The organism is Paenibacillus sp. FSL R7-0048 (assembly GCF_038004505.1).
Taxonomy (GTDB): Bacteria; Bacillota; Bacilli; order Paenibacillales; family Paenibacillaceae; genus Paenibacillus_AQ; species Paenibacillus_AQ odorifer.
The window spans coordinates 5,263,524-5,275,202 of the sequence record NZ_JBBORF010000001.1 but is presented as its reverse complement, the minus strand read 5'-3'; the positions used below and the strand labels follow the sequence as shown (position 1 = coordinate 5,275,202).

Genomic DNA, 11,679 nt, shown 5'->3' with positions numbered 1-11,679 from the left:
GTAGACAGTTGTCTTAAAGGAGTTGATTAATAGAAATAATGAGAAAATTGCCAGATGCAGAGTTTGATATCATGAAAGTTGTGTGGGCCAATGATTCACCTATAACGACTAATGTTATTATGCAACAGCTTGGAAATGATAGGAAATGGAAAGCGCAAACGGTCATTTCTCTTATGTTACGGTTGGTTGAGCGTGGCTTTATTCGAACTGAAAAAAAGGGAAAAGAGCGCACTTATTTCCCTTTAATTAACAAAGAGGAGTACCTGAAATTTGAAACAGGCGACTTTATGGAGCGTTTTCATGCGAATTCATTCGTTAGCTTGGTTGCTACGCTATATGCTAGTAACAAAGTAAAGGACAGTGACCTCGATCAATTGGAAAATTGGCTGAAAGATAAGAGGGAGTGATATGCAGGGATTTTTAGTTACCGTGCTCCAATGCTCTGTATCTATGTCATTGCTGACGCTTGTGTACGCGGCAATACAGCCCTTTATATCCAAACGATATGTCGCAAAGTGGAATTATAGGGTTTGGCTGCTGCTTGCGGTAGGCTGGATATTCCCCTTTCGTCCACAGATTGACCTATTAGTTCTCCCTGTGACCATGCCGGATCTTCCTGCAACGCTTGTTCCATCCATAATCCGTACTGTCCCCTTAATGGACTTTGGGGATAGGGGGGATGCTTGGGCAACAATCTCTTTATGGTGGGTGCTTACAGCGATTTGGGGGTGCGGTATTGTAATCATAATACTGTATCATGCTCTACGGCATAGTCGTTTTATGAAGACGGTACGTCGTTGGAGTGATCCTGTAACCGATGCGAAGGTTCAAGGGATTTTAGACAGTGTAAGGTCGGAACTCGGGATTAAAAAGCATATAGGTTTATGCGTATGTGAAAGCGTTACAAGTCCTATGTTCATTGGCTTTATACAGCCTGTCATTTTACTGCCGCGAGTGAAACTATCAGATGATGAAGTGTATCTAATTCTAAAGCATGAGTTGATTCATCTTAAACGGCATGACCTCTGGTGCAAGGCCATGATCTTGATTGCAACCTCGTTTCATTGGTTCAATCCAGTTGTCTATCTTATGGCAAAAGCGGCAGCGGAACAATGTGAAATCTCTTGTGACGCATTGGTTTTACAAAACGCAGATCATCAACGGCGAATACAATATGGGGAAATCATTATTACTGTTGCGAGGAATGGGGCGAAGCTCCAAACAGCATTATCAAGTAATTTTTATGGAGGGAAAAAAGGTTTGAAAAATCGCATTTCTTCAATCATGGACCTAAAAGAGAAGAAAAATGGTGTTCTATTCCTTTGTGTGGCGCTGATAGCAATTATATGGATAGGGTCCGCGTTAACCGTTTCAGCTAACGCAGATGAACCTCAAGCATCTACTACTACCGAAGTTGTTACTTCGTCGTATGACAGAAATGACAATATTGATAGCGATAGTGAAATTGTTAATGAGGTAACACGCCTCAAAGAGCTATTGCGCCGCTATGCAAATAACCTAGGATATAAATGATGAATAGGAAGAAGGCAACCTTTTAGAGGGTTGCTTTTTTATTTTTAATTTTTTTTGAAAAAGTGTTCCTATTATCTGTTTATAGGGTAGTATTGAAATACCAATATTTATATGTTTATATAAAATTATAACTAAAGTAGATTGTATTTCATAAAAAGGAAATGGTGGTGAGAAGGCGGTGCTAAATGATAATCAACGTCGCACCATAAAAGTATTATACGGAAATGTATAGTTCATTGTTGGCATATGCACAAAGCAAGTTGAATGACCGCACACTGGCCGAAGAAGCCGTTCAGGACACATTTAGAATCGCATGTGCTAAAGCCGACAAATTTCTATTTTGTTCCAATCCGAAAGGCTGGCTATTTAATACATTAAAGAATGTTATTAAAAACAAAGTTCGCAGTCGGGCATACCTTAAAAATATAGTAGTAACTTCATTCGAAATAGATGAAAACGTTATCTTTGAGGATAGTGACGTACTTGATGTTGACTTTATATTTTCTGACTTAACCAATATTGAAGACTATAAATTACTTAAAAAAATTACTCTGGAGAAGTATTCAATGATGGAGGCGGCTAATGAAATTGGGATTTCTGTAGAGGCCTGTAAAAAACGGGTTCAGCGAGTAAAGAAGAAGTTAAAAAAAGTTTTGAAAAACATAGTTTAACCAGCCAGCAATCATGAAAATAATATAAGTGTTCTGGCGCAAAAAAACAGTGGCGCAGCAAGTATTGTATTCAACCTTGTTATGCAGGAGAGGTTACGGCTATCGTGGAGCTGCTTAATAAGCAGAGAAATGGATAGGACCGGTAACATTTGTTCATCATCTGAAGGATGCGTTCATTATGCCTGGTGTACATGATAACCATGTATTTTTTACCGGTTACATGTCCATGCACCGTGGAGTGGATCTGACGAATGTCGCTACAATCCAAGAGGCTTTAGAGTTGCTAAAACAAGAGGCAAAAAAAACCTTATAGCAAAATGTATACGCTTACGGGTGGAGTGAAGAGTGTTGGGGCGAGCTTCCGGGGCAAAGCTTATTAGACGAAGCTTTTACTGACAGGGCTGTAATCGCCATTAATTTGACGAAAAGCTATTGTTGGATGAACAAGCTTGCCCAGGATAAGTATCAGTTTCTCCCTAACCAATGCAGCGCGGAATCACGCGCCCGTCTCCTTCATGACATGATGCAGGATCAGGAATTAGTCAGACAAGAGTTTTTGGACTTTGTCCGAATGCTTGCTAAGCGGGGTGTAACTTCGATAAAAGATATAGGCTTTGACAGGCATAGCGGTTTGCTGCCGGTCCTTGAAGAGCTGGAAGCAGCGGGAGAGCTGCCGTTGCAGGTCCATTTCGCGCTTGGATGCTTATATGGCTGCTGTGGCCGGAAAAGAAAATGAAAGCCGGTTTTATAATTACAAGTCCATGCTTGAGGCCAATGTTCCGATTACGATGGGTAGAAATGGAAACGGTTAAACTTAAAATAAAATGGTCCCTTCCTCATAGTTATACATTGATTTTTCTGATTATCGTGGCTATTGCCGGATTAACCTGGATTGTCCCGAGCGGCCAATTTGACCGCCAGGAAGTGCTGGTGGATGGTTCCTCGAGAACAGCCATCATCCCGGGAACCTATCATACCGTTCCTAAAATCAGTGAGCAAGGGGATTTGAGACAAGGATTTGCCCAAATTGCCAGTGCGCCGTTGGAGGGAATCATCAATGCTGCTGATGTCGTCGCCTTCGTCCTGATTGTAGGGGGAGCTTTTAGAATTATTCTGCAGACGGGGGCGATTGACCGGGCACTGATGGCTTTAGCCGGAAGACTCAAAAGTAAAGGGATATTACTGATTCCGATAGCCATGGTGATTTTCAGCGGTATTCCAAAATGATATTCTAAACCGCCAACGCTTCATCAAGGAGAACGATGGGATAGAAGTAAGTTTCTCGAATCGGGATAAATTAATTATTGGCGGCTTCATCTTTACCTTGGGACTTATTGTCTGGGGAATACTGAGCAAAGGCTGGTATATGACTGAGATCGGAGCGCTTTTCTTTGCACTTGGTATTTTTTCAGGGATTGTCACCCGGATGAGTCAAAAGGAAATTGCCGAGAATTTTGTTAAAGGTTGCGGAGAATTTATCTACGTGTGAGTTGTAATTTATCTTGTTGCGTTTGTAACGATTTTTGGCACAAGTATCTTAGTCCTGATGGTCAAGAAACCCTTGATTTATCAGGGCTTTTTTAATGGTTTTCCTTGAGTATTATTAAAGATACTCTAAATGGCTAAAACTGATTTTAGGTTCAAAAGCTCGTGGATCAATTGTTGGCACAAATCGTAGTGTGGAGGCGGTTAAATGAACACTATTGGGGCAAATATTAAACAACTACGAAAAATACATAATCTTAATCAAACGGATTTAGCTAATAAAATCGGTGTTTCTCAAGGCAGCCTTAGTGATTTGGAATCTGGAAAAGGTAAGCCGGCAATAGAGACGGTTTTCTCAATTTGCTCTGAGTTCGGTTGTTCTTATGAATGGCTTTTAACCGGGAAGAAGCATTCAACTTTTGGTGAATTAAGTGGTACAGTAGTGGAGTTATTGCAGACTGTTAAGGGGCTTAACCCTAGAGAACAGCTAGAACTGTGACAGATCGCAAAAATTAAGCGTGATTTACTGTAAAGATGATCAAGCGGAAATAAAAACGTAAAATTGAAATTTTGACGTAGTTTTACATCTTCACATCCAGATGTCGAAGCAGCAAATGGAAGCAGTATATTGTTACCAGACCTATACATGGAATACCACATGAAGCAGACCAGATTGCCCGCCGCCATAATAAGTGAACACTGCGTTGCCGCCAGTATTCAGTTGGGGCAGGACTTCGCTCAACGTTCCCCCCATCTCTGTTTCATGCTTCATAGAATCGCCCTTGAAACCGTCAGTTTGGCTAATTGTATTATTTTTTACGTATGAGGCAACAAAATCAGTGAGCTCTGCTACTGTTGGATCGTTCAACATTTGCCGCAGAAAGGCATCAAACGGAATGGACTGACCGTCACAAGCATAATTACTCAATCGCGCAGCTTCCCGTCAACTTGAGCCATGATTAGTGAATCCGCACCATGTTATGCGGAGGGCCCCCTGCCTATTGATAATAAGGGACGGAATCCGCTAAATAATCATGCCCTGTCTTGACACCGGACTGGAGCAGCCATATGGTACAAGTGACAAGAACATACAAACATAGGGAGATACATGCTCAAGAAGGGGGAACTATGAATACATTCACAGCCTATGGCCGTAAGATCCGGCAGCAGATCGCCGGCAGGTATTACCGGATATCCATCAAACAGAGGATTCTGTTCTCGTTCATCGTGCTGATTACGCTGTCCATCGGTGCAATGGGCAGCTTCTCGTATTGGATTGCCGCGCAGGAGATCGAGGATAATGCCTACGCCGGCAGCCGGGAGACCGTAAGCAAGACGGCACAGCTGCTGGATTCCCGCCTGAATGATGTGGCGCTGTCTGTGCAGTCCCTGATGCTGAGCGATGCGTACCGCAAGATGATGCTCGATGTGTTCAGCCATGATGTGTCGAATTACTATGTCCATCTGTCGGATCTGCAATATGTGCTCTCCCAGGTAACGTTCAATCAGCCGATCATCGAAAACGTGCTGATCGTTACCCCGATTGGCGATTTCTATTCCACTACGCAGATCCGGGCGCAGGACAACTCGTTCTACGGCTCGGAATTATATGATCTGAGCAAGGAGCGGCCGGGCGGCTACTGGGCCAAAGGACATTATGACCGGTTGTTCACGGGCAGCCAGCGGGTGGTCTCCTTCGTAGTCCGGGGGATTTATGAATACCCTTACACGCCGATCAGCAATGTATTTATTGTGGTCAATATCAGGGAGAGCCGGATAGATGAGCTGCTGAATACAGGCGGAGAACAAGCAGGGAGAAATTATTATCTGGTGAGCGGGGAAGGAGAGGCGGTGGTGGAGTCCCGCTGGCCGTTCCGGGGCAGGTTCCCCTGGAAGCTGGTGCTTGCCGAAGCCGGGAAAGCGGCCGATCCGCAGGACCACTACTACAGCTATGGCGGCAAGGAGTATCTGGTTAATTATACAAGCTCAGCGGTATCACCCGACTGGATCATCTCCGGCATGCAGTCGCGGGACCAGCTGCTGGGCAAGCTGCAGCGGGTGCAGCGCATTACCCTCTATGTCATCGTTGTTTTCCTGCTGGCCACCTGGCTGATCTCCAACCAGCTGACATCTGTGCTGCTGAAGCCCCTGTTCAAGCTGCGGCGGCTGATGCGCAGAGTCGAAGAGAACCAGCTCAGCGTGGTGTATGAGAGCCGTTATGAGGACGAGGTTGCCCAGGTCGGCTTTCAGTTCAACCGGATGATGTCAGAGATTAAGACGCTGATCGCGGATGTGAAGACCAAGGAGGAGGACAAGCGGCATGCAGAGATCCGCGCGCTTACGGCCCAGATGGAGCCGCACTTTCTGTACAATACACTCAATACCATCTATTGCAAATCGGTCATGGGGGAGAATGACGATGTAAATGAGATGATCCTGTCGTTGTCGCAGATGTTCCAGATCGGGCTCAGCGGCGGCAAGGATCTGATTACCCTTGCGGATGAGCTGTCCCACGTGCGGCAGTATTTCGCTATTCAGCAGAAATGCTATGAAGGTCTGTTCGAATACACGGTGACGGTAGAGGATGAGGCACTGCTTACCTGTCTGATGCCCAAGATTATCCTGCAGCCGGTGGTGGAGAACAGCATCCAGCATGGATTCAGCGACCGGACTATAGGAGGCAGGATAGACATCACGGTCAGCCGGGAGCAGGGGCTGCTGCATATTTGCATTACCGACAATGGACGGGGACTTGATGCTGTACGGGTCAAGCAGGGGATGCTCAGTGCTCCGCAGTCGAGGAAAGGTTATGCCCTGTTCAACATCAGGCACCGGCTGGCGCTGTATTACGGGGACGAAGCCCGTATGGATGTGGGCGGCGAACCAAGTAAGGGATCATGGACGGATCTGTGGATTCCCTCAGAAGAGGAGAGATGAAGGATGGACCGGAAGCTGGAGCTGGAAAAGTTCAAATTATGTGTAATCGACGATATTAAAAGTGTGGTGGAGATGGTCTCGAGCAAGCCGCCATGGCAGGAGCACGGTATTGAGGTAGTCGGTACAGCGCTGGACGGTGAAGCGGGGCTGCAGATTATCCGCGAGACCCGGCCGGACATTGTGCTGACTGATATCCGGATGCCAAGAATGGACGGTCTGCAGATGACCCGGGCGATTCTGGAGGAACTGCCGGACTGCAAGATTATTATCCTCAGCGCCTACTCGGAGTTTTCTTATGCCCAGGAAGCTATCCGACTAGGGGCGCTTGATTTCGTCAAGAAGCCCTTTTCCCTGGACGAGATTGTGCAGGCTGTGCTGAAGGCCAGGGAGTTGTGCCGGGAGGAGCGTCAGGAGACCACCAGACTTGCTGTGATGGAGGCCAAAATTAGAGAAAGTCTACCTATTCTCCGCCAGGAATATCTCATCTTCCTGCTGCACCACCAGACGACAGAATCGGATGCACGTTCCCGTTGGGCCTATCTCGATATCCCTCTGGACCAGCATGATTTCTTCGTATTTGTCGCCGAAATCGATCATTTCACGGAGAAGCTGAGCGGCCAGCCTGTGCAGGAGGTCGAGCTGCTGCGGTTCAGCCTGCATAATATTCTCGAAGAGACGATTTCCGCCTGGACCCGCAGCGTCATTATCCGGGAGGCGACAGACCGGTACGTCTGCATCATGAACGGCTCGGACCCGGATACGGCGGCGCTGGTTACGGAGACCTGCTGCACGAATGTAAGCCGATTCTCCAGGCATACGCTTTCCATTGGCGTGGGGCTGGGCGTAGCGGCGATCCAGGAGCTGGGTGTAGCGTACAGGCAGGCGATTAGCGCGCTGGGTTATCATTTCTACACCGGAGGAAACGGGGTCTACATTTACAGCAATATTGAGAATAAACCGCTCGCACTTCACAGCTACTCCGCCGCCGTTGAGCAGGAGTTACTGTTCGCCCTGCGTTCCGGCAATTCTGCCAAAAGCCTGCAGATGCTCGATCAACTATTCGCGGAGCTGCTGGACAGCGGGCTTTTGCCTGAGCCGCGTTATGTGGAAAGCGTCGGCTATGAGCTGGGCTACAGGATCTGCCGGGTCCTGCTGGAGCAGTTCCCCTACGGGCAGGTGGAGCCGCTGGAGCACAGGATTGCCGTCTTGAAGAACCGGGTGCATCCTTCCCTGCAGGATATCCGGGACCTGCTGTCCGGGCTGTGCCGGGAGGCCTGTGCGCTGGTTACGGAGGCCCGTTCCCTGGAGTCCACGCGGATTATCCGCCAGGCTGCCGCTTATATCGATAGCCATCTGGATACGGGGCTGTCGCTGGAGCAGGTGGCGAAGCAGATTAACCTCAGCCAGGGGTATTTCTCCAACCTGTTCAAGAAGGTGCAGGGGATTTCGTTTCAGCAGTATGTGATGCACGAGAAGATGGAGAAGGCCAAGGCGATGCTGATCAGCGGCCGGCAGGTTCAGGAGATCGCCCAGGATCTCGGGTATGAGCACAGGCGCTATTTCAGCGAGGTGTTCAAGAAATATACCGGAATGACCCCGTCCGAGTTCAAACTGCATTATCTTGGAAAAGAATAAAAATGCGCAGGGGAGGCATGTCCGCAGGGCGGAGGTGGCCTCCCTTCACTGTATAAAGCTCCTGCAGAAATCTGCCCTTAAAGTGGGCTTACCCGCCTTATCCGGATGCGCCAATCCGTCTATAATCAGGTTGTAAGCGAATACAACAGGGATATATAAGGGGGAACTACCAATGATGAAGCGTATGCTAATAACATCTCTGAGCCTGGTCCTGGCACTTGGCCTGACAGCCTGCGGCAACGGTGGCAATGCTGCAGAAGGTAAGGGAGACGGGAAGACAGGCGGCTCGGGGGACAAGACCAAAATCAGCTACTGGACCGGCGACCGTCATGATGCGGATTTCGTGAAGGACAAGGTAGCCGAGTTCAACGCAACCAATACTGACGGGATTGAGGTGGAGCTGGTCGTCAAGGGCGACGACTTCGATACCGCACTCGATCTGTCCTTCCAGACCTCCGATGCGCCGGATGTAATCCGGGTGAAGGAGAATACCATCCAGACCTTCTACAAAAAAGGCTTTCTCGCTCCCATTGACGAGTTCCTCACCGATGAGCTGAAGACGAAATTCCCGGTCATGCCGGATCTGAATGAATTTGACGGCAAGCGTTACAGTCTGCCGAATTATGGAACAACCATGCGTCTAGTATACAACAAGGATCTGTTCGCCAAAGCAGGCGTTGAGCATCCGCCAGCTACCCTGCAGGAGCTGGTGGATACCGCCAAAAAATTGACGGAAGCCGGTAAAGCGGACGGCGCTTACGGCTTCGCCCAGAACTTCAAAAGCCCCGGAAGCGCGTTTGCGCGTTCGGCGCGGGTGATTGCGGAGATGAGCGGCTACGGCGGTTTCGGGTATGATTTCAAGACGGCCCGCTACGATTTCAGCGGCTTCGAGTCGATCATCAATGCCTTTAAGCAGATCCGGGACAACGGCAGCATGCTGCCGGGTGTGGAATCGCTGGATATTGATCCGCTGCGGGCGCAGTTTGCAGAGGGCAAAATCGGAATGTATATGTCCTACTCCTCGGAGCCGGGCGTCTACAAGAATCAGTTCCCGGCCAAGATTGACTGGGCAGCCGCTCCGGTTCCGACCATCGACGGCACCGTGAAGGGGGCTTCGGGCTTCCTCGGGGGCCAGTGGCTGGCGCTGAGCTCGAAGTCGGAGCACAAAGGAGCAGCCTGGAAGTTCATGGAGTTCATGTACGGCGATCAGGTGCTGACGGATTATCAGGAAAAAGGCTTTGGCATCTCCATGGTTCCATCCGTCAGCGCAGTAGCCAAGACACCGGATGTGAACGGCATTGAAGGCTTCCTGCCGAACAAGCACGATGGAGTGTGGCCGGTCTATCCGTCTGTAGCACCGGAAGGGATGAAATCGGATGACGCCTTCTTCAAGTATATGCTGAACGGCGGCGATCTGAAGGCAATTATCGCCGATCTGAACAAACGCTATAACACTGCACTGGACAGCGTGATTGCGAATGATGGCGTGAAGGCCGAGCCGGATGCCGGCTTTGACCCCGCCGCATTGGGCGGCAAGTTCGCCAAGTAGATGGAAGGTCAGGAATAGAGATATAGGCCAAAGCAGAGGGATGAGGAAGCAGCTTTCCCATCCCTCTGCTCTGGCCGCAAGGGAGAGGAGCCGGAAGAAACCAGATGAACAAAACAAAACAAGCCTTATTTTCATACAGCTTTATCTTTCCAAGTGCCTTGCTCACGTTGGTCCTCGGGATTTATCCGATTGCCTGGGCGTTCCGCTATATGTTCTATGATTACAAAGGGTTCGGAACGGCCCGGTTTACCGGGCTGGCCAATTTCAGCCGCATCCTGAAGGATACCCAGTTCTGGGATTCGGTGGTGAACACGTTTGTCTATGCAGGCGGCAAGCTGCTGATCACTATTCCGCTGGCTCTGCTGCTGGCCTCCATATTGAATCGGGGGCTGCGGGGCAGACAGCTGCTGCGGGGGATTTTCTTCATGCCGACCGTCATCAGTACCGCCGTAATGGCCGTAGTCTTCTTCACGATCTTTAACTCGTATAACGGGATTCTCAACCAGTTCCTGATCCGTTCGGGCCTTTCCGATTCCGGTGTGGACTGGCTGGGGCCGAAATATGCCATGCTCACCGTCATTTTGGTTGCGGCTTGGGGGGCGGTCGGCAATTACATGCTGCTCTTCCTCGCCGGTCTGCAGAATATCCCGGAGGATGTTTATGAAGCCTCTTCCCTGGACGGAGCAGGCAGACTCCAGCAGTTCCGCTATGTCACCCTGCCGATGCTCGGGCCTGTCATGCAGATGGTCATTATGCTGGCGATCATTACAGCTTTGAAGGGATACGAGAGCATTTTGGTGCTGACCGAAGGCGGTCCTGTAGGCAAGACAGAGGTGATGTTCCTGTATTTGTACAAATTATTTTTCCCTGTCGGCGGAGGCAGCGCGGCGGTCCAGGTCCAAGAGTTCGGATACGGCAGTGCGGTCGCCTTCGTGTCTGCGGTCATCGTCGGGATCATATCGCTCATTTATTTCTACGCATCCAGACGTATGAATCAGACCGATTGAGGAGAGAGGCTATTATGAGAATAAGAACCATACTGGGCAATATCATCCTGTGGATTTTTTTGCTGGCATTTGCTTTTATCACCCTGATTCCGGTTGTTATCACCATTCTCGGCTCCTTCAAGACAAATGCCGAACTGACTGCGGGAGCCACCTTCCTGCCGGATAGCTGGCACTTCTCGAACTATGCCGAAGCCTGGGCGCAGGCGAATTTCTCCAGATATACGCTGAACAGCCTGATTGTCTCTCTGGCGGCGGTGGTTGGCACGCTGCTGGTATCATCCATGGCGGCTTATGTGGTGGACCGGATGGATTTTGCAGGCAAGAAACTGTATATCGGCCTGCAATCCTTCACTATGTTCGTGGCAGTAGGGGCGGTCGTGCTGCGTCCGCAGTTTGATCTGATGGTCAAGCTTCATCTGCACAGCAGCCTGTGGGGGGTCATATTGATTCTGATCTCCGCCCATGCTTCGATCTTCTTCATTCTGTCCAGCTTCATGAAGGGGATTCCCCGTGAGCTGGATGAGGCGGCGCTGATGGACGGCAGCTCCCCCGGCCGCACCTTCTGGCGGATTATTCTGCCGCTGCTCGGACCTGGACTCGGCGTAGGTGCGCTGTTCACCTTCCGCGGCGCGTGGAATGAATATCTGCTGCCACTCGTGTTCACGATGACGAAGCCGGAGCTGCAGACGCTGACTGTCGGGCTGGCGAACCTGAAATACGGGATTTCGGCCGCTTCCCAGACCCACTATATGATGGCAGGCGCCTGCTTGTCCATTCTGCCGATTCTCGTAGCCTATCTGTTCGCCAACAAATCCTTCATGCAGATGACAGCCGGTTCCCTCAAAGGGTAGCGGTCCGGCCC

The 11,679-nt window shown here is 49.5% G+C and carries 14 protein-coding genes; 13 read left to right on the top strand and 1 reads right to left on the bottom strand.

The window, feature by feature from the left end; genetic code table 11:
* Positions 1-38 precede the first annotated feature (38 nt).
* The 8 genes from NSQ91_RS23510 to NSQ91_RS23475 all read left to right on the top strand — a co-directional run bounded on the left by NSQ91_RS23510 (position 39) and on the right by NSQ91_RS23475 (position 4,188).
* Entirely contained in the window at positions 39-407 is a 369-nt protein-coding gene (locus tag NSQ91_RS23510) for a BlaI/MecI/CopY family transcriptional regulator (RefSeq protein ID WP_036683325.1), read from the top strand.
* 1 nt (position 408) lies between these two features.
* Positions 409-1,533, top strand: a complete 1,125-nt coding sequence (locus NSQ91_RS23505) for a M56 family metallopeptidase (protein ID WP_076191857.1) — start codon at positions 409-411, stop codon at positions 1,531-1,533.
* Positions 1,534-1,757: 224 nt separating this feature from the next.
* Positions 1,758-2,204 (top strand): RNA polymerase sigma factor, encoded by a 447-nt coding sequence (locus NSQ91_RS23500; protein ID WP_076191854.1) that lies wholly within the window; start codon positions 1,758-1,760, stop codon positions 2,202-2,204.
* Positions 2,205-2,382: 178 nt separating this feature from the next.
* Positions 2,383-2,517: a hypothetical protein gene (locus NSQ91_RS23495; protein ID WP_256715948.1), complete on the top strand. Its 135-nt coding sequence runs from the start codon at positions 2,383-2,385 to the stop codon at positions 2,515-2,517.
* A gap of 126 nt (positions 2,518-2,643) precedes the next feature.
* Entirely contained in the window at positions 2,644-2,940 is a 297-nt protein-coding gene (locus tag NSQ91_RS23490; RefSeq protein WP_076191851.1) for a hypothetical protein, read from the top strand.
* A 62-nt stretch (positions 2,941-3,002) separates the two neighbouring features.
* Positions 3,003-3,431, top strand: a complete 429-nt coding sequence (locus NSQ91_RS23485; protein WP_076317111.1) for a hypothetical protein — start codon at positions 3,003-3,005, stop codon at positions 3,429-3,431.
* Between the two features lies 1 nt (position 3,432).
* Positions 3,433-3,693 (top strand): hypothetical protein, encoded by a 261-nt coding sequence (locus NSQ91_RS23480; RefSeq protein ID WP_305953628.1) that lies wholly within the window; start codon positions 3,433-3,435, stop codon positions 3,691-3,693.
* Positions 3,694-3,897: 204 nt separating this feature from the next.
* Entirely contained in the window at positions 3,898-4,188 is a 291-nt protein-coding gene (locus NSQ91_RS23475) for a helix-turn-helix domain-containing protein (protein WP_340920110.1), read from the top strand.
* Between the two features lie 141 nt (positions 4,189-4,329).
* On the opposite strand, the gene NSQ91_RS23470 is transcribed toward NSQ91_RS23475, so the two are convergent.
* Positions 4,330-4,617 (bottom strand): hypothetical protein, encoded by a 288-nt coding sequence (locus tag NSQ91_RS23470; RefSeq protein WP_036683320.1) that lies wholly within the window; start codon positions 4,615-4,617, stop codon positions 4,330-4,332.
* A gap of 200 nt (positions 4,618-4,817) precedes the next feature.
* Between NSQ91_RS23470 and NSQ91_RS23465 the strand changes: the two genes are divergently transcribed.
* The 5 genes from NSQ91_RS23465 (at position 4,818) to NSQ91_RS23445 (ending at position 11,668) form a co-directional block, all read left to right on the top strand.
* A complete protein-coding gene (locus tag NSQ91_RS23465; RefSeq protein ID WP_340920106.1) occupies positions 4,818-6,626 on the top strand; it encodes a cache domain-containing sensor histidine kinase in 1,809 nt (602 codons plus the stop codon).
* A 3-nt stretch (positions 6,627-6,629) separates the two neighbouring features.
* Positions 6,630-8,261: a response regulator gene (locus tag NSQ91_RS23460; RefSeq protein ID WP_340920104.1), complete on the top strand. Its 1,632-nt coding sequence runs from the start codon at positions 6,630-6,632 to the stop codon at positions 8,259-8,261.
* A 172-nt stretch (positions 8,262-8,433) separates the two neighbouring features.
* Positions 8,434-9,810, top strand: coding sequence for an ABC transporter substrate-binding protein (locus NSQ91_RS23455; RefSeq protein WP_340920101.1), 1,377 nt, complete (start codon positions 8,434-8,436; stop codon positions 9,808-9,810).
* A gap of 104 nt (positions 9,811-9,914) precedes the next feature.
* Entirely contained in the window at positions 9,915-10,817 is a 903-nt protein-coding gene (locus NSQ91_RS23450) for a carbohydrate ABC transporter permease (RefSeq protein ID WP_076304610.1), read from the top strand.
* Between the two features lie 14 nt (positions 10,818-10,831).
* Positions 10,832-11,668, top strand: coding sequence for a carbohydrate ABC transporter permease (locus NSQ91_RS23445; protein WP_036683306.1), 837 nt, complete (start codon positions 10,832-10,834; stop codon positions 11,666-11,668).
* Positions 11,669-11,679: the final 11 nt, after the last annotated feature.

Bases quoted from the DNA above. Each gene is read 5' to 3' on its own strand.
- NSQ91_RS23510 (WP_036683325.1), top strand. From the start codon at position 39: ATGAGAAAATTGCCAGATGCAGAGTTTGATATCATGAAAGTTGTGTGG.
- NSQ91_RS23465 (WP_340920106.1), top strand. From the start codon at position 4,818: ATGAATACATTCACAGCCTATGGCCGTAAGATCCGGCAGCAGATCGCC.
- NSQ91_RS23450 (WP_076304610.1), top strand. From the start codon at position 9,915: ATGAACAAAACAAAACAAGCCTTATTTTCATACAGCTTTATCTTTCCA.
- NSQ91_RS23455 (WP_340920101.1), top strand. From the start codon at position 8,434: ATGATGAAGCGTATGCTAATAACATCTCTGAGCCTGGTCCTGGCACTT.
- NSQ91_RS23500 (WP_076191854.1), top strand. From the start codon at position 1,758: ATGTATAGTTCATTGTTGGCATATGCACAAAGCAAGTTGAATGACCGC.
- NSQ91_RS23475 (WP_340920110.1), top strand. From the start codon at position 3,898: ATGAACACTATTGGGGCAAATATTAAACAACTACGAAAAATACATAAT.
- NSQ91_RS23445 (WP_036683306.1), top strand. From the start codon at position 10,832: ATGAGAATAAGAACCATACTGGGCAATATCATCCTGTGGATTTTTTTG.
- NSQ91_RS23490 (WP_076191851.1), top strand. From the start codon at position 2,644: ATGAACAAGCTTGCCCAGGATAAGTATCAGTTTCTCCCTAACCAATGC.
- NSQ91_RS23495 (WP_256715948.1), top strand. From the start codon at position 2,383: ATGCCTGGTGTACATGATAACCATGTATTTTTTACCGGTTACATGTCC.
- NSQ91_RS23505 (WP_076191857.1), top strand. From the start codon at position 409: ATGCAGGGATTTTTAGTTACCGTGCTCCAATGCTCTGTATCTATGTCA.
- NSQ91_RS23460 (WP_340920104.1), top strand. From the start codon at position 6,630: ATGGACCGGAAGCTGGAGCTGGAAAAGTTCAAATTATGTGTAATCGAC.
- NSQ91_RS23485 (WP_076317111.1), top strand. From the start codon at position 3,003: ATGGAAACGGTTAAACTTAAAATAAAATGGTCCCTTCCTCATAGTTAT.